General features: G+C 40.1%; 12 protein-coding genes, 2 tRNA genes and 3 rRNA genes. 2 read left to right on the forward strand and 15 right to left on the reverse strand.

Features of this window, described 5'->3' with window-relative positions:
- Position 1: 1 nt before the first annotated feature.
- The 3 genes from MMY79_RS16145 to MMY79_RS16155 form a co-directional block, all read right to left on the reverse strand.
- Positions 2–1,189 carry a hypothetical protein gene (locus MMY79_RS16145; RefSeq protein ID WP_252610241.1) on the reverse strand — a complete coding sequence of 396 codons (1,188 nt, stop codon included), beginning with the start codon at positions 1,187–1,189 and terminating at the stop codon, positions 2–4.
- A 43-nt stretch (positions 1,190–1,232) separates the two neighbouring features.
- A complete protein-coding gene (locus MMY79_RS16150; RefSeq protein WP_016802052.1) occupies positions 1,233–2,066 on the reverse strand; it encodes a C39 family peptidase in 834 nt (277 codons plus the stop codon).
- Positions 2,067–2,372: 306 nt separating this feature from the next.
- On the reverse strand, positions 2,373–3,221 hold the full coding sequence (locus tag MMY79_RS16155; protein WP_252610243.1) for a DUF6160 family protein: 849 nt from the start codon (positions 3,219–3,221) through the stop codon (positions 2,373–2,375).
- Between the two features lie 356 nt (positions 3,222–3,577).
- On the opposite strand from MMY79_RS16155, the gene MMY79_RS16160 reads away from it, so the two are divergent.
- Positions 3,578–4,936: an anthranilate synthase component I family protein gene (locus tag MMY79_RS16160; protein ID WP_252610245.1), complete on the forward strand. Its 1,359-nt coding sequence runs from the start codon at positions 3,578–3,580 to the stop codon at positions 4,934–4,936.
- A 3-nt stretch (positions 4,937–4,939) separates the two neighbouring features.
- Here the strand turns inward: MMY79_RS16160 and hisC are convergent, their stop codons facing one another.
- The 12 genes from hisC to MMY79_RS16220 form a co-directional block, all read right to left on the reverse strand.
- On the reverse strand, positions 4,940–6,025 hold the full coding sequence (hisC, locus tag MMY79_RS16165) for a histidinol-phosphate transaminase (RefSeq protein ID WP_252610247.1): 1,086 nt from the start codon (positions 6,023–6,025) through the stop codon (positions 4,940–4,942).
- A gap of 69 nt (positions 6,026–6,094) precedes the next feature.
- Positions 6,095–7,384, reverse strand: coding sequence for a histidinol dehydrogenase (hisD, locus tag MMY79_RS16170; protein WP_252610249.1), 1,290 nt, complete (start codon positions 7,382–7,384; stop codon positions 6,095–6,097).
- A gap of 106 nt (positions 7,385–7,490) precedes the next feature.
- The gene (hisG, locus tag MMY79_RS16175) at positions 7,491–8,174 is read right to left on the reverse strand and encodes an ATP phosphoribosyltransferase (RefSeq protein WP_003655841.1); all 684 of its coding nucleotides are present in this window, start codon (positions 8,172–8,174) and stop codon (positions 7,491–7,493) included.
- Positions 8,174–9,430, reverse strand: coding sequence for a UDP-N-acetylglucosamine 1-carboxyvinyltransferase (gene murA, locus MMY79_RS16180; RefSeq protein ID WP_252610252.1), 1,257 nt, complete (start codon positions 9,428–9,430; stop codon positions 8,174–8,176). Before murA ends, hisG begins: the two co-directional genes overlap by 1 nt.
- Before the next feature lie 6 nt (positions 9,431–9,436).
- Complete coding sequence (ibaG, locus tag MMY79_RS16185; protein ID WP_004794487.1) at positions 9,437–9,688, reverse strand: BolA family iron metabolism protein IbaG; 252 nt, start codon at positions 9,686–9,688, stop codon at positions 9,437–9,439.
- Positions 9,689–9,824: 136 nt separating this feature from the next.
- On the reverse strand, positions 9,825–10,166 hold the full coding sequence (gene raiA / locus MMY79_RS16190) for a ribosome-associated translation inhibitor RaiA (protein ID WP_252610254.1): 342 nt from the start codon (positions 10,164–10,166) through the stop codon (positions 9,825–9,827).
- 166 nt (positions 10,167–10,332) lie between these two features.
- Positions 10,333–11,781, reverse strand: a complete 1,449-nt coding sequence (locus MMY79_RS16195; protein ID WP_252610256.1) for an RNA polymerase factor sigma-54 — start codon at positions 11,779–11,781, stop codon at positions 10,333–10,335.
- Positions 11,782–12,079: 298 nt separating this feature from the next.
- Positions 12,080–12,194 (reverse strand): 5S ribosomal RNA (gene rrf, locus MMY79_RS16200).
- A gap of 179 nt (positions 12,195–12,373) precedes the next feature.
- Positions 12,374–15,266 (reverse strand): 23S ribosomal RNA (locus MMY79_RS16205).
- A gap of 351 nt (positions 15,267–15,617) precedes the next feature.
- A tRNA-Ala gene (locus MMY79_RS16210) sits at positions 15,618–15,693 on the reverse strand.
- A 56-nt stretch (positions 15,694–15,749) separates the two neighbouring features.
- Positions 15,750–15,826, reverse strand: a tRNA-Ile gene (locus MMY79_RS16215).
- A 59-nt stretch (positions 15,827–15,885) separates the two neighbouring features.
- A 16S ribosomal RNA gene (locus tag MMY79_RS16220) occupies positions 15,886–17,423 on the reverse strand.
- The 16S, 23S and 5S rRNA genes sit together here with 2 tRNA genes alongside, the layout of an rRNA operon.
- A gap of 648 nt (positions 17,424–18,071) precedes the next feature.
- Between MMY79_RS16220 and MMY79_RS16225 the strand changes: the two genes are divergently transcribed.
- The gene (locus MMY79_RS16225; RefSeq protein ID WP_252613548.1) at positions 18,072–18,875 is read left to right on the forward strand and encodes a VacJ family lipoprotein; all 804 of its coding nucleotides are present in this window, start codon (positions 18,072–18,074) and stop codon (positions 18,873–18,875) included.
- The last annotated feature ends 33 nt before the right edge of the window (positions 18,876–18,908 follow it).

An 18,908-nucleotide genomic window follows, 5' to 3' on the forward strand; every position in this document is an offset into this window, starting at 1 on the left:
CTTATTTTTGTTTTTTAGTAAAACCTAAAATATCTAACGGGAATGACAAGCCAAGTGAAATATCTGGCGCATCTTCGGTTAAACCAATACCTACCGTACCATTAACAATCGTTTCAGGTGAAACACGGACACCAAGAGCAAATGAAAGCATCGCACTGCTTTGATCTGGAGATGTATATGAGTCACCATTATCAAACTGGAATTCAGCATTCATGTTAAAGCTTTGCTGATACGACATAGTTAATGAAACATCGTAGTTAAATGAATAAGCAAAACCGAAAGAAAAACCACCACTGATTCCAGGGTCAAATGAGGTTAATGTTCGTGTACCACGTGCCTGATTCAAACCTGTTTCTTTAAAACCATAATTGGCAGAAGCAGAAGCAAATAAAACTACAGGATCGATATATTTACGAGTACTCGCGCCTACACCAGCAGAGTAGTAACCTTTACCTGTTGATAGCTCATCTAAACCAATTTCATATGGGCTATCACCTGTCTTAGACGATAAACTACCAAAAAGTACCAATGGTAATCGGCCTTGTTTTAATGGGAAGGGTTCCCAGCGAGCACCAAGAGAAATATCCCCTAACCCTGCAGTAGTCGTATCACGAATAATTTCAGACTTTGCAACAAAAGGAAGAGTTGCGGATAAAGTTAAGTTGTCCAAAACCCCATATTGGACCGTAAAACTATTTGTTAAAGTATGGTTAGCATCTTCTTCGACACGTAAACGGTTAAGCTGAGATGAATTATCTGATAAAGCTAAATCAATTCGTGTATCACGATAATATGTGTAATCGAGGTCATAATAAGATGAAATGCCCCCTTTTTTGATTAACGAATATTGCCGCTCATTTGAAGTAAATACTTCTTGTAAATTCGTCTCTTGAGTTGCATCACCTTCTTTTTTCTGTAATGCAGTTGCAGCTTGATGCGCACCACCCTCGCTGGCCGCTACCGTACTATTATCCGTTGCTGGTGTATCAGACGACTGTACTGTACTTCCTGCTATAGTAGTATTCGAGTTTGTTGTATCTACAGGTGTAGAACTTCCTGTGCTACCTGCATTTACATCCTGGCTCGATCCGCCTTGTCCTTGTTGTACTTGATCCTCTGCATAAATTGTCCCTGTAATGGCACTCAGACTTAAAGCCAATACACTCATCTTTATCCATCGATTATTCATATTTTTCCACCCAATTTATTTATTTTACTAAATTAAAATTTGACTATTTACGTTTGTAATAAAGACGCATATAGGTTTCTATTGGTAGTCCGTAGGTTGCAGAGTGATTATCGTTATCTAATACGCGTCTCATGGTTGAGGCTTTATTTGCTAAACGATCATAATTAAATGTCGGATATTGCACGTCAACAAATGCATATCTGTTGACGGTTGCATCCTCTACATGACGCATATCTGCATCTTTTAAAGCCAATAGATCTTTACGCTGAGATTCGGGGACTGAAATAACAAATAAAGTATTATTATCCCAAATTTCTTTAAAGCGATTTTCATCAAAGCTGATATTGCCTAATGCAGGATCAGCCACATAGACTCGCCCATCTTTATAAGCTTTATACACAACAAAATGTTTAAAACCAGCATAAGAAATTGGAACAATTGCAGGTTGCCCAAGTTTTACTAAATCAGAGAACTCACCACGATAACCACCACTATCTAAACCGATTGCTGTGACAAAGCGTTTCATATCGAGTAATGAGAAACTTCGGCGCTCAATAATGCGTTGATATTCACCATACTGTAGCAAACCGCTCATGGTCTGTTGCTCAGTCAAACTGGTTCCGACATAGCCATTTAACAAAGTGGTAAGCGCAGCCGAACCACAGCTATAGTCATATGCTTGCCGAACAATTCCACGAAATTGATCTTCTACAGCAGGTTTGATCTTGACTGGTTCAATGTGATTTCGATGAAATGATAAATTACGTGAATCGGCAGTCTCTGTGTAATAAACAGTTCCTGGTGGCTTTTTTTCTATTTCGAAGGCTTCTGTCGCAAAGTAATACATCAATGCTGAGCCTAAAACTATCTCTAACATAAGCACTTGGTCTAAATGGTGGCCTAACCGGCCTTATTCATTTTATTCTTAGAGCAATAGCTCTACATCCCTGTGTGTTGAAGATACCTTTTTTTTTTGTAAAAAACAGCTTTTTTTTAATCTTTTTGATGAATGCATAGTTCTACTTTAATTAAAGTGTTAATTAACTCTCACTCTTAAACATCAGTACTTTTAATATATTTAGTATACATATAACAATATTATTAATTCTTATGATAAATTTAATTAAACCCCCAATAAAAAAGCGCGTATTAAACGCGCTTTTTTAATTTTTAACTTTTTAAATTAGTGACCAGAAATTGTAATTGTAGAAGTACCTACATTTAAACCTTGAATTTCTAAATCACCAATTGAAGCATTAGCAGCAGCACCTAGGTGAATCCCCTGTGCATACACATTCATACCTTGAGTACTATTATTTTGGATTTTTAAGCCAGTCGGTACAACTGAAATATTCGCATTCACGTCTAAATCACCAGTAGTATTACCAGCACCACGTACCATTACTTTATCTAGGACAATTTTACCGCCGCCAGCAGCATCATTAATACCAAAGTTAGATAGTGTTAAACCACCTTGTAAACTTGAATTTACTTTGATCATTGCGCCTTGTGGAGTAGCACCTAACTGAACATTCGCTGAAATCTGACCTAAAGATAAATCTAAACCAGAGATAATTTCAGTTGGAGCTGTTTCTGTAATACCACGTACAGCAGTTGTCTGGTTTAAAGTGCCAGAAGTACCTACACCAATTGAACCTACATGGATATCAACAGCACCTACTGTCGCCGCAACGTTTAAGAAAGCACCGTTTGAGCCCGAAGCACCATTCGTATCAATTGCTAAATCTAAAAGATTACCTGTACCAGTTTGAGTAAGGGTAACACCACTAATTGCGATTGCACCAGCAGTACCTGATGCACCAGTAATACCTGTTGATGATGCCAAACCATCATTATCGTGTAGATATAATTTATCGATTGACACACCGCCAGAACCTAAAGCGATACCGATATTAATACCATCTTGACCTGTAGCAGCGCTTAGTGCAGCATCGTCCATTGACTGCATTGCCATTGCATTTGCACTGATAGCTAAAGAAGAAACTAAAGCAAGTTTAGTGAACATTTTCATTGAGCACTCTCCCAAGAGCATTTATTTTTTGACTTTAACCACTCTCATTGTCTCAAGTTGCATTTTTCTTTATATAGCAACCGAAACTTCCAATCCTTGAGTAGTTTTGCTTAGCAATTACTAAATTACATCTACGTTACTTTTTGTTCAACTAGTGTTGTGCATTTTTTGCCAACTACCCGACAAACGGTACACTCGATTTATTTCTCTTTTAGCTTCTAAAGCCAGCTCCAATTCCACACTAAAATTCGACTATTTTATCAGCGAAAAGTGCCGCTATTCTAAGTCTTCTTCCTGATGATCCGTAAGTTGTAGTAAACTAATCTTTCTCTCATTAACTATTCCGTTATTTAAAAATGTCTCAGTTAAAGAAAAAAATCTCACTACATGGTAAAAATACTGCCGAGATTTTAAAAATTTTACAAGGGTTAACTGGGCTCATTTATTTAAATGACAATAACAATCCCATTATTGGTTTCCTACCTCAACAATACATTATTATTCAAAATAAAAATAACTTAATATTTCATCGTCAAAATTTTAATGAATATACAAATATATCAAAATCGAATCAATTACTAGATTTTATTAAACTTAAAGAAAATAATTTTAATGAAAATAAAAATATTAAAGCGGCTACAAGTTTTAACGGCGGCTACATAGGGTTTATTAGTTATGATTTTGCAGCACATCAATTTATTAATACCCAAACTCATAGACAACCATCTTTATTCTTAGGCCAATATCGTTCTTTTTTAAAATATATAGATAATGATTGGTATTTTTTTAGTGATGAAGCAGATGCACTCGACCTATTCAAATATATTGAAAAAAAATTAGAGACTTTTATTTCTGACAAATCTAAAAATATATTTGAATTAAAAACTGCGATTCAACCAAGATGGTCTAAAGAACAATATTTCGAGGCCTTTAATAAAATACAAGAATACATTAAAGCTGGAGATTGTTATCAAATCAATTTAACCCAAGAATTTAAAGCTGATTTCAAAGGTTCCTTATTAAATAAAGCTGAAGATTTATGGAGTCTTACTAATGCGCCATATGCAGGTTATTTAAAATTAGATCAATTTGAGTTATTAAGTTGTTCTCCTGAGCTTTTCATCGAATTCAATCAAAATAAACAAATTAAGACCCGACCTATTAAGGGAACCATGCCTCGATATGAAAATATCGAAAAAGATTTTATTTCAAAACAAACCTTAAAAAACTCGCAAAAAGATCAGGCAGAGAATGTCATGATTGTTGATTTATTACGTAATGATTTGAGCATTTATGCCAATACAGGATCCGTAAAAACAACGCAATTATTCGAGATTGAAAGTTTTAATCAAGTTCATCATATGGTCAGTGAGATTGTTGCCACGCTTAAAGATGATATTAATCCAATGCAAATGTTGCTCTCTGCTTTACCGGGGGGATCAATTACAGGAGCCCCAAAGATTCGGGCGATGCAAATTATTGAAGAATTAGAAGAAGAAGCAAGAGGTGCTTATTGCGGGACATTAGGTTACTTCAATTTTGATGGAACAGGTCGCTGGAATATTCTTATCCGCAGCTTTCAACAATATCAAAATCAGCTCTCTTTGTGGGCAGGCGGTGGTATTACGATTGCCTCAAATGCAGAAGCAGAATATCAAGAAAGCCTTGATAAAATTTCTGCCATGCTGAACTTGATGAACAGCACAGCAGACTAAAACTTAAAGAATATCTTGTTTTAACGTTTGCACTAAACGCATATTCTGCTCATCAGTACCCACTGTAATACGCAAAAATTGATTAATACGAGGCTTATTGAAATAACGCACAATAATACCTTGTTCACGCAATTGCTGTGCGAGTTTGCCTGCATCATGGACTGAGTGTGAAGCAAAAATAAAGTTCGCCTTAGATGGCAAAACTTTAAAGCCCAAAGCAGTTAAGTCATCTACTAGCTTTTCACGACTGGAAATAACTCTCTGAAGTTGTTCTTCAAAATAAGCCTGATCTTCAAAAGAAGCTACCGCGGCTGCAATTGCAAAACGGTCAATAGGATATGAGTTAAAACTATTTTTGACAGCTTCAAGCGCTGCGATTAAATGTGACTGAGCGATTGCAAAACCAACGCGCAAACCAGCTAATGAACGAGATTTCGAGGTTGTTTGACAAACAACAAGATTCTCATAGCGATTTACAAGACCAACTGCGGATTCTGCACCAAAATCAACATAAGCTTCATCGATCACCACCACCCGATCTGGATTTGCTTTTAAGATTTGCTCGATATCTGGCAAACCCATTGCAACACTGGTTGGTGCATTAGGATTTGTAATAACAATCCCGCCATTTGGTTGTATATAGTCCTTAGCTTCTATCTCGAAATTATCATTGAGTGGAATTTCTTTAGTTTTTGTTCCAAAGAACTGACTATAAACAGGATAAAAACTATAAGTAATATCTGGATAAAGAATCGGTTCGTCTTGAAGAAAAAATGCTTTAAAAATATGAGCAAGTACTTCATCTGAACCATTGCCAACAAAAACTTGAGATACATCAATATCCTGTTGTTTAGCAATTGCTTGCTTTAAAGTTGTTGCATCTGGATCTGGATATAAACGCAATGCATCAGCTTGCTGAGTTAAAACAGCTTGAACTGCTTCGACTACTTTTGGTGATGGCGGATATGGATTTTCATTCGTATTAAGTTTCAATAAATTCTGAATTTTAGGCTGCTCACCCGGAACATAAGGCTCTAATTCACGAACTTCTGGACTCCAAAAGCGCATTTGTGCTGTAGATAAAGTCATGGTCTTATCTCAAAAAAGGGCTGAAAATCAGCCCTGAGTAATAATTAAAAAACTACAAGGTTTATAAGCTTATTGATAACGATAGCGAGCTGAGCGTGCATGGGCATCTAAGTTCTCTTGGACAGCTAATATATCAGCTGTTTTAGCTAACGTTTTAACCCCATCTTTCGAGCACATAATCAGACTCGAACGTTTTTGGAAATCATAAACGCCTAATGGAGAAGAAAAACGAGCAGTTCCAGATGTCGGTAATACATGGTTTGGACCAGCACAATAGTCACCGATTGCTTCGGGTGTATAACGTCCCATGAAAATTGCTCCAGCATGACGAATATCTTCGCTCATGGTTTCAGCATCATCTAGGCACAGCTCCAAATGCTCTGGTGCAACCTGATTAATCAACTCAATTGCTTCTGCACGGTCTTTGACTAATACCAAAGCACCACGGTTTTCAATTGAAGTCCGAGCGATATCTGCCTTTGGCAATTCATTTAAATGTTTTTCAATTGCCAACTCTACAGCATTAAGCAAAGCTTCATCTGGAGTTATAAAAATAGCTTGAGCAACTGTGTCATGTTCAGCTTGTGATAAAACATCCATAGCCAACCAATCTGCATTATTCTCACCTTCTGCATATACTAAAATTTCAGAAGGTCCAGCAATCATATCGATGCCGACTTGACCAAATACAGCACGTTTAGCAGCTGCTACAAAACGATTCCCTGGACCAGTAATTTTATCTACAGGTGGAATTGTCTGAGTACCATAAGCCAAAGCTGCTACAGCCTGTGCCCCACCAATGGTAAATACTCGACTAACTCCCGCAAGATAAGCTGCGGCAAGAACCAATGGATTTAATTCACCATTCGGTGCTGGAACAACCATAATAATTTCAGGTACACCAGCAACATGAGCAGGTACAGCGTTCATTAAAACTGAAGATGGATAAGAGGCTAACCCACCTGGCACATAAATACCAACACGGTCTAAAGGCGTAACTTTTTGCCCTAATGTATTGCCCAAATCATCTATATAAGTCCAGCTATCTTGTTTCTGAGCTTCATGAAATGTACGAATACGCTTTGCTGCCAACTCTAGAGCATCACGAATTTCTGGGCTTAAATTATCAAAAGCAGTTTTAAGTTGTTCTTGAGATAATTCTAAATCTGAAAATTGATGCGCAGGATGTCGATCGAACTGTTGAGTAAGTTTTAAAACATGATCATCACCATGCTGACGAACATCAGCAATAATTTGATCTACTGTTTGCACTAAATTAAGATCATTCACGGTTTCAAATGCTAATAGCTCAGCAAAAACCTGTTTGAAGTTTTGATCTTGAGTCGATAAACGTCGCATCAATTTACCCACAAGGCGAAAAAGAAAAAGTAAGTTTACCCTTTTTCTATGCGCTTGTGGGCATCATCTAGCTTAACTATCGCAAAAGCATGATGGGAAATTGCTTTTAACGCGATTGAACAGCTTGCTCAAGCTGTGAAATGATTGGATTTAACAAAGTTTGTTTACGTTTAAAACTGGCTTTATTTACAATTAAACGTGAAGAAACTTTACAAATCTCTTCTAATGGCTCAAGACCATTTGCTCTTAAAGTATTACCAGTATCGACCACATCCACAATGTAATCACCTAAACCAACCAAAGGTGCTAACTCCATAGAACCATAGAGCTTAATAACATCAACCTGCTCACCTAAGCTTGCATAGTATTGACGTGTAAGATTGACATATTTCGTGGCAATTTTTAAACGACCCTTTGGATGCTCCATACCTACTTTACCAGCAGTCATTAACTTACATTTAGCAATCTGCAGGTCAAGCAACTCATAGACATGCTGAGCACCATGCTCCATCAACACATCTTTACCCGCCACACCGATATCTGCTGCACCATTTTCTACATAGGTTGGTACATCAGATGCACGTAAAATTAAAATACGTACTTGCTTATGCGTAGTAGGGAAAATTAGTTTACGAGACTTTTCCGGATCCTCGAGTAAATTAATACCCGCTGTAGCCAATAAAGGTAACGTCTCTTTTAAAATACGCCCTTTACTCAATGCCAAGGTCAAACCATGATCAAAATTACCCATCACATCAAAATTAGGATCATCGTTTCTTACATCATTCATTAACTTACTCGCTTAATTTGGGCACCTAAACCTTGAAGCTTCTCTTCGACATGTTCATAACCACGGTCAATATGGTAGATACGATCAATTAGCGTATCTCCCTCTGCAACTAAAGCAGCTAGAACTAAAGAGAATGAAGCACGTAAATCTGTTGCCATAACAGGTGCTGCCTGTAAGGTTTCAACTCCTGTTACGACAGCATCGTGACCTTCCACTTGAATATTAGCGCCCATTCGTGACAATTCAGGAACATGCATAAAACGATTTTCAAAGATCGTTTCAGAGATTGTTGCGAATCCACGACCAATCACATTTACTGCCATCAGCTGTGCTTGCATATCAGTTGGAAATTCTGGATGTGGCAAAGTTCTAAAACTTACAGCTTTAGGGCGTTTACCCATCATATCAAGTTCAATCCAGTCATCACCACGAGTGACTTCAGCACCCATTTCTTCAAACTTATCCAAAACAGACTCAAGCAATGCAGGGTCAGTATGTGTAGTTTTGACACGACCACCCGTAATTGCAGCAGCTGCTAAATATGAACCCGTTTCAATACGATCAGCAACAACCGCATATTCACAGCCATGCAAACTTTCTACGCCTGTTACAACAAGAGTATCTGTATCAAGACCTTCAATCTTGGCGCCCATTTTAATTAACATTTGAGCAAGATCAGTGATTTCTGGTTCACGTGCTGCATTACGAATAGTCGTAACACCATCTGCTAATGCTGCTGCCATTAAGATGTTTTCGGTACCGCCAACAGTCACCATATCAAAAACAACATCACCGCCTTTTAAACGACCATCAACTGAAGCATGGACATAACCATTTTCAACTTCAATATGTGCACCCAAAGCTTCTAAAGCTTTTAAATGCTGATCTACAGGTCTTGAACCAATCGCACAACCACCAGGTAAAGAAACTTTAGCATTACCATAACGTGCTAATAATGGTCCTAAAACCAAAATTGAGGCACGCATTGTTTTTACCAACTCATAAGGTGCAAACTGATTATCTAAAGTAGAGATATCAGCTTTTACTGTGTCATTTTCATAGCCAATCGTTACCCCTAACCCACCAATTAGCTTGACCAACGTATTAACATCTTTGAGATTTGGAACATTGGTTATTGTAATTGGAGAATCTGCAAGAATAGTTGCAGCAAGTAATGGCAAAGCAGCATTTTTAGCACCAGAAATGCGCACTTCGCCCTCGAGCTTAACACCACCCGTAATTAAAAATTTATCCATTAATATTTAAGCTCCGAAAAGGCTTGCTTTACGCCATTCATCTTTGGTCATTGCACGAATTGTTACCGCGTGAACTTCCCCACTTGCAATATAAGTATTTAATGGTGCATAAACTAATTGTTGACGAGCCACTGTACGCTTACCTTCAAATTGATCATCCACAATACGGAGGTCAAATTTTCCGGCCTGTCCGCTCACCGCTACTTCCGCTACAGGGAAAGCTTCTTTTAAAATTTGAGTGAGCTGTTCACTATTCATTGCAAAGACCTCTGACACAACCTAAGGGGTAAAACGGAGTATTTTACTATAACTTTTTCCAAGAATTCAGTACGTGTTTATATTTTATCAATAAAAAAGAGGCTATCTTTCAAGCCTCTCTTAAATTAAAAAAAACTTATTCAACAGAAACAGCAACTTGTGAATAAGTACATTGCATTTTTCGATATCTTAATAATTGTCTTTTTAATTTTTCAGTCAATTTTTTAATTGAAGTATACATATCATCAGCGGTCGCCTGAGCAAACAACTCAATCCCCGGTAATCTTACAATAGCCTCTGCGACATGATTTGAACTGCCCTTATGAGAGCGCTTATCAATTTGATGATCTTTTGTTAATTTAATCTGCATACTATTCACCTGATCTAGGTGTTTCGTTAATTGATTAAATTTTGATTTAATATTTTCTTCTATAGCTGGTGTAATTGCTAAATGATGACCACGAATCGTTATTTGCATAATTCTATCCCTCACCTTTTTAGGTTATTTAAAGAAGAACCAAAACGATTTAATGCTATCAAAAAGAAACTTAGGACAATTAAACCATTTTAGCGACTCCTCTTGGTGAAATTAAAATTTCATTATTTCGTCATAATGAATGTCTAGAATAGCCATACTTCAAAATTCAGATCAAGACTTTTCTTTCAGACGATGAAGGAATATGTAACGATTCACGATATTTTGCGACAGTCCTTCTTGCTACCTCAATCCCCTCATCTTTCAATAATGTAGCAATTACATTATCTGACAAAGGTTTCCGCGGGTTTTCACTTGCTACAAGTTTCTTAATCATTGCACGAATTGCAGTAGAAGAAGCCTCTCCACCAGCAGTTGTACCTACATGGCTAGAGAAAAAATATTTCAACTCAAAAAGGCCACGTGGAGTAAGCATATACTTATTTGTGGTTACACGAGAAACTGTAGATTCATGCAATTCCACTTCTTCAGCAACATCTCGAAGAACCAATGGTTTCATTGCTTCTGCACCGATCTCCAAAAAAGCTTTCTGATGTTCCACAATACATGATGCTACTTTTAATAGTGTTTTATGTCTTTCATCAATGCTTTTTATAAAGTTTTTCGCCTCAAGCATTTGATTACGCAAATATAAATTATCTTCACTCTGATCTGCTCTACGAATCATACTGGAGTAAAAAGAATTAATTCTTAATTTAGGTAATACATCTGGGTTTAGTTGAACCTGCCAATGTAAGTCCTTTTTAGAAACCACTACATCTGGGATTTGATAATCTGATTCTTCTTTATCAAAATCCATACCTGGATAGGGTTTTAATGTTTTTAAAAGGTTGATTGCAAACTTTAATTGATCCTTAGTTAGACCTGTCTGCTTGAGTAATTTATTTAAATCATTTGCTATTAAAAGCTCATAATATTGCAATAAGCTTTTTGCCTCATTCAAATATTCAACATCTTTTGGTAGAAATTCGAGCTGTATTTTTAAACATTCCGCTAAATTACGTGAACCGATCCCTAATGGGTCAAGTCGTTGAATATGCTTTAATACAACCAAAACTTCATCTTCTTCTATCTCTTCTTCAATATCCATTTCATTTAATAATTGTTGGGCTGCTAAAATTATTTCTTCTATTTCAGCATCTAAGAAACCCTTATCATCTAATGCATCAACAATACAATAAGCAATTAATTGATCTATTTTAGAAAAGTGCAACAGATTAACCTGTTCTAAAATATGTTCTTTTAAAGATAATTGAACTTGGCGATTATCTTCTCGCTCTTCAAATTCTGGGGTAGCTAAAGCCGTTGATTGATGAGTATAAATATCATCCCAATCAGTATCGACTGGTAAATCATCAGGCAAATGGTTTGCATTTAATTCAGTTGTTAAATCATCTGAGTCTTTACTTTCTAACTCAGATAAGCTTTCTGTTAATGACTCTTCTTCTATTTTTTCAAGCAAAGGATTACTATCTAATTGGATCTGAATTTCTTGTTCAAGCTCTAAACTAGAGAGTTGTAACAAACGAATCGCCTGCTGCAATTGAGGTGTTAACGATAGAGAATTCGCAACTTTCAACCCAACAGATAATTTCATATATTTTAGATTCCATTAAACAAGCAAAAATCATGCCTATTTAATATTTATAACATATAGTTTCTATTTATCATACATATCAGTGTGAAATTTCCAGAAGAAAAAGTGGATTTTTTATTAAAAAACTTGCTACAAGCAATCTTATTTATCGATTAGATATCTTTGTTTATTAAATGATGTATGGCAGGCCTTACTATTTTTCGGCTCTTTTATATCTTCTGCTACATTAATCACGCAATTTATTTTCTGCAAAAAAAACACCCCAACCTCTAATGAGTCCGGGGTGTTTAGAATAATGAGCTGGCGATGACTTACTCTCACATGGGAAACCCCACACTACCATCAGCGCTAAGAGGTTTCACTTCTGAGTTCGGGAAGGGATCAGGTGGTTCACTCTTGCTATGGTCGCCAGCACAACTGGTATGGATACTTGCATTGGTCTTAATGTGCCGATGCGTTTTCCAAAACTTTACAGATGGGCTGATTGAATCTTACTTTATTTGTTCATTTTAGCTAAGCATATAACTAAATCAAGTTGCTTTGTACATTAATGAATCGATTGATGCTTTATATACAACTGCTTGGGTGTTGTATAGTCAAGCCTCACGAGCAATTAGTATTGGTCAGCTTCACATATCACTATGCTTCCACATCCAACCTATCAACGTCCTAGTCTCGAACGGCTCTTTAGAGGACATAAAGTCCTAGGGAAATCTTATCTTGAGGTAGGCTTCCCGCTTAGATGCTTTCAGCGGTTATCCCTTCCGAACATAGCTACCCGGCGATGCGACTGGCGTCACAACCGGTACACCAGAGGTTCGTCCACTCTGGTCCTCTCGTACTAGGAGCAGATCCTCTCAAATTTCCAGCGCCCACGGTAGATAGGGACCGAACTGTCTCACGACGTTCTAAACCCAGCTCGCGTACCTCTTTAAATGGCGAACAGCCATACCCTTGGGACCTGCTTCAGCCCCAGGATGAGATGAGCCGACATCGAGGTGCCAAACACCGCCGTCGATATGAACTCTTGGGCGGTATCAGCCTGTTATCCCCAGAGTACCTTTTATCCGTTGAGCGATGGCCCTTCCATACAGAACCACCGGATCACTAAGACCTACTTTCGTACCTGCTCGACTTGTGGGTCTCGCAGTTAAGCGCGCTTTTGCCTTTATACTCTACGCGTGATTTCCGACCACGCTGAGCGCACCTTCGTACTCCTCCGTTACTCTTTAGGAGGAGACCGCCCCAGTCAAACTACCCACCAGACATGGTCCTCGCCCCGGATTACGGGGCAGAGTTAGAACCTCAACATTACCAGGGTGGTATTTCAAGGACGGCTCCATTGGAACTAGCGTTCCAACTTCAAAGCCTCCCACCTATCCTACACAAGTAAGGTCAAAGTTCAATGTCAAGCTGCAGTAAAGGTTCACGGGGTCTTTCCGTCTAGCCGCGGGTACACTGCATCTTCACAGCGATTTCGATTTCACTGAGCCTCTGCTGGAGACAGCGCCGCCATCATTATGCCATTCGTGCAGGTCGGAACTTACCCGACAAGGAATTTCGCTACCTTAGGACCGTTATAGTTACGGCCGCCGTTTACTGGGGCTTCGATCAAGAGCTTCGCTTACGCTAACCCCATCAATTAACCTTCCAGCACCGGGCAGGCATCACACCCTATACGTCCACTTTCGTGTTTGCAGAGTGCTATGTTTTTAATAAACAGTTGCAGCGGCCTGGTTTCTGTGGCTGTCATCAGCTCAGGAAGCAAGTTCCATCACCAACAACAGCGTACCTTCTCCCGAAGTTACGGTACCATTTTGCCTAGTTCCTTCAGCAGAGTTCTCTCAAGCGCCTTGGTCTACTCGACCTGACCACCTGTGTCGGTTTAGGGTACGATTCCTGTGTAACTGAAGCTTAGAGACTTTTCCTGGAAGCATGGTATCAGCCACTTCGCTGTACAAGTACAGCTTGCTATCAGATCTCAGCATAGAGCACCCCGGATTTGCCTAAGATGCATGCCTACTTCCTTTCACCTGGACAACCAACGCCAGGCTGACTTAACCTTCTCCGTCCTCTCATCGCATTACACAGAAGTATTGGAATATTAACCAATTTCCCATCGACTACGCCTTTCGGCCTCGCCTTAGGGGTCGACTCACCCAGCCCCGATTAACGTTGGACTGGAACCCTTGGTCTTTCGGCGAACGGGTTTTTCACCCGTTTTGTCGTTACTCACGTCAGCATTCGCACTTCTGATACCTCCAGCATACTTCTCAATACACCTTCATCGGCTTACAGAACGCTCCCCTACCACTTGACTTAAAGTCAAATCCGCAGCTTCGGCACATAGTTTTAGCCCCGTTACATCTTCCGCGCAGGCCGACTCGACTAGTGAGCTATTACGCTTTCTTTAAAGGGTGGCTGCTTCTAAGCCAACCTCCTAGCTGTCTATGCCTTCCCACATCGTTTCCCACTTAACTATGATTTTGGGGCCTTAGCTGGCGGTCTGGATTGTTTTCCTCTTGACTACGGACGTTAGCACCCGCAGTCTGTCTCCCGGATAGTACTCATAGGTATTCGGAGTTTGCATCGGTTTGGTAAGTCGGGATGACCCCCTAGCCGAAACAGTGCTCTACCCCCTATGGTATTCGTCCGAGGCGCTACCTAAATAGCTTTCGGGGAGAACCAGCTATCACCAGGCTTGATTAGCCTTTCACCCCTATCCACAAGTCATCCCCTGGCTTTTCAACGACAGTGGGTTCGGTCCTCCAGTTAGTGTTACCCAACCTTCAACCTGCTCATGGATAGATCGCCTGGTTTCGGGTCTATACCCAGCAACTAAACGCCCTATTAAGACTCGATTTCTCTACGGCTCCCCTATACGGTTAACCTCGCTACTGAATATAAGTCGCTGACCCATTATACAAAAGGTACGCAGTCACCGAACAAGTCGGCTCCCACTGCTTGTATGCATGCGGTTTCAGGATCTATTTCACTCCCCTCACAGGGGTTCTTTTCGCCTTTCCCTCACGGTACTGGTTCACTATCGGTCAGTCAGGAGTATTTAGCCTTGGAGGATGGTCCCCCCATATTCAGACAAGGTTTCACGTGCCTCGCCCTACTCGTCATCATTATGTGTGCCCTTTCGTGTACGGGAATATCACCCTCTACGTTCGCACTTCCCAGAGCGTTCCACTAAAACACACATAACTTAATGGGCTGATCCCCGTTCGCTCGCCGCTACTAAGGGAATCTCAATTGATTTCTTTTCCTAAGGGTACTGAGATGTTTCACTTCCCCTCGTTCGCCTTGCAACACTATGTATTCATGTTGCAATACCTACCTTAAAGTAGGTGGGTTCCCCCATTCAGAAATCTCCGGATCAAAGGATATTTGCCGCCTCCCCGGAGCTTATCGCAGGCTATTACGTCTTTCATCGCCTCTGACTGCCAAGGCATCCACCACATGCACTTAATTACTTGACTATACAACCCCAAACAGTCGTCAACACCTACAAGTGAGTGTTGTCCGTGCGATTCTTCATCGCTACTATCTGTTGCCTGTGTACTTAAACACTGTACAGCTTCAATCTAATTCATATACCAAAACGCTTGATTCAGTTAATTTGCTAGTTCTCAATTCATTTAGATCAATTGCTTAATCTAAACTCTTGAGTGAACAATTTATTTCAGACTCAATTTTGCCAATCTGTTAATGAATAAACACGCCTTCGTCAGGTCATGCTTAATACCGTGATACTTAAATCACAGAAGTTAATAAACTAAGATCTAAATCTCTATTTACTAATTTCTGTAATCCGAACTTCTCTTAAGTTCTGGTGGAGACTAGGAGAGTCGAACTCCTGACCTCCTGCGTGCAAAGCAGGCGCTCTACCAACTAAGCTAAGTCCCCAGCTTACATCATCAGTTCTGTATCTTCTTTTCTATAACTTCAACCAGTCAAAGTCATGGTGGGTCTGACAAGACTTGAACTTGTGACCCCACGCTTATCAAGCGTGTGCTCTAACCAACTGAGCTACAGACCCTCAGATACATCTATGAAGAACAACTTGTTGTGGATTCTTACCAATCGTCAATCTTTCGTTAAGGAGGTGATCCAGCCGCAGGTTCCCCTACGGCTACCTTGTTACGACTTCACCCCAGTCATCGGCCACACCGTGGTAAGCGTCCTCCTTGCGGTTAGACTACCTACTTCTGGTGCAACAAACTCCCATGGTGTGACGGGCGGTGTGTACAAGGCCCGGGAACGTATTCACCGCGGCATTCTGATCCGCGATTACTAGCGATTCCGACTTCATGGAGTCGAGTTGCAGACTCCAATCCGGACTACGATCGGCTTTTTGAGATTAGCATCCTATCGCTAGGTAGCAACCCTTTGTACCGACCATTGTAGCACGTGTGTAGCCCTGGCCGTAAGGGCCATGATGACTTGACGTCGTCCCCGCCTTCCTCCAGTTTGTCACTGGCAGTATCCTTAAAGTTCCCGACATTACTCGCTGGCAAATAAGGAAAAGGGTTGCGCTCGTTGCGGGACTTAACCCAACATCTCACGACACGAGCTGACGACAGCCATGCAGCACCTGTATGTAAGTTCCCGAAGGCACCAATCCATCTCTGGAAAGTTCTTACTATGTCAAGGCCAGGTAAGGTTCTTCGCGTTGCATCGAATTAAACCACATGCTCCACCGCTTGTGCGGGCCCCCGTCAATTCATTTGAGTTTTAGTCTTGCGACCGTACTCCCCAGGCGGTCTACTTATCGCGTTAGCTGCGCCACTAAAGCCTCAAAGGCCCCAACGGCTAGTAGACATCGTTTACGGCATGGACTACCAGGGTATCTAATCCTGTTTGCTCCCCATGCTTTCGCACCTCAGCGTCAGTGTTAGGCCAGATGGCTGCCTTCGCCATCGGTATTCCTCCAGATCTCTACGCATTTCACCGCTACACCTGGAATTCTACCATCCTCTCCCACACTCTAGCTAACCAGTATCGAATGCAATTCCCAAGTTAAGCTCGGGGATTTCACATTTGACTTAATTAGCCGCCTACGCGCGCTTTACGCCCAGTAAATCCGATTAACGCTTGCACCCTCTGTATTACCGCGGCTGCTGGCACAGAGTTAGCCGGTGCTTATTCTGCGAGTAACGTCCACTATCTCTAGGTATTAACTAAAGTAGCCTCCTCCTCGCTTAAAGTGCTTTACAACCATAAGGCCTTCTTCACACACGCGGCATGGCTGGATCAGGCTTGCGCCCATTGTCCAATATTCCCCACTGCTGCCTCCCGTAGGAGTCTGGGCCGTGTCTCAGTCCCAGTGTGGCGGATCATCCTCTCAGACCCGCTACAGATCGTCGCCTTGGTAGGCCTTTACCCCACCAACTAGCTAATCCGACTTAGGCTCATCTATTAGCGCAAGGTCCGAAGATCCCCTGCTTTCTCCCGTAGGACGTATGCGGTATTAGCATTCCTTTCGAAATGTTGTCCCCCACTAATAGGCAGATTCCTAAGCATTACTCACCCGTCCGCCGCTAAGTGATAGTGCAAGCACCATCACTCCGCTCGACTTGCATGTGTTAAGCCTGCCGCCAGCGTTCAATCTGAGCCATGATCAAACTCTTCAGTTAAAAATCATTTTGCACCTTATTAAAGACAAGGTGCCAATTCTGGCTCATCAATTTTCTGACTTAAATTTCGCTCAAATAAACTTCGAGTAATTTAAACCAATCAATCAATGATAATATTTCGATCAATCAATCAGTAAAAATCCACACAAGTTGTTCTTCATAATTTCTTAATGATCTTCTTCCTGGTTCGTCACCAGCAAGCTAGGTCGGCTATATTACTCTCAATCTCTTAAAAGTCAACAGGTAATTTCGATATTTTTAAAACTTATTCTCAAAACCAACTTCTCTTCAAATTCACTACCTAAAGTAATCAACTTAATTCCAAGTAACTGTTTTTCAACAAGTTCTTATCTGCATCACCGCCGATGGATGTGCATTATAGACCATTAAATCTCATTGGCAACCCCTTTTTTAATTTAATATTATCGTATGCTTATTTTTTAGCCTTTTTAGCATTTTATCTATATTATTTGATCAATTTTACATTGATAATAGGTTATCAATTTTATATTAAAGCATATCTCCATCCAACTGCACATTAAGTATTAGCCTGGCTGGTGGTTAAGGAATTATATGAATTATTCTAATTTAATTTTACTAAGCATGTTATCTGTAGGTGTTTGCACTTCTATATACGCTCAAGAAAACATGACAAGTGAATCTACTAATGTTAGTTCATTAGAAGAAACAGGGCCAAACCATCCCCGTTCACAAATTATTAAAGATTTAAAAAATATTAAAGTTAAAGATCTAAAAATTAATGCAAATGCAGCACAACCAGATTTAGTTAAAGATCCTTTGCAGTCATTGAACCGTCCAATTTATTCGTTTAATGATATGTTGGACCGCAATTTTTTACGTCCAGTTGCCGTTCAATATAGAGAAAAGACCCCAGAAGATGTTCAAGGCTCTTATCGTCAGTTTCGTAAAAATCTTGGTGAACCATGGAATGCAGTTAATCAGCTCATTCAAGGAAGACCAAGCCGCGCAGCAAAGACTTTAGGTCGATTTACGATTAACACTCTAACTACTCTTGGTTTGGCAGATCCAGCCAGTCGCTTAGGCTTACCGCCAGAAGAAGAAAGCTTCGGTGTAACATTAGGGTACTATGGCGTTCCTTCCGGCCCATTTCTTATGTTGCCTTTTTTTGGTCCAAGTACCTTACGTGATGGTTTTGGTTTAGCAGTAGATGCTCAAGCTCGTCCTCAAAAATATATTATGGATGATCAAGAAGGTCTTTATTGGTCGAGTAACCTATTACAAGCTGTTGATACACGCGCTCAATATCTAGATTTAGATCAAACCTTACAGGGTGATCAATATGCCATGATTCGAGACTTATATCTCCAGCGTAAAGCATTCCAGATTGCCGAGAAAAAGGGCAACTCAGCTGATGTGTCTTTCATTGATGATGACTCAGAAGATACACCAGATGAGAATCCAAACCCTTAAGGTGAAATAAAGGTATTGCTTGGATTGAGAGTT

Source organism: Acinetobacter sp. XS-4 (genome assembly GCF_023920705.1).
Lineage (GTDB): Bacteria > Pseudomonadota > Gammaproteobacteria > Pseudomonadales > Moraxellaceae > Acinetobacter.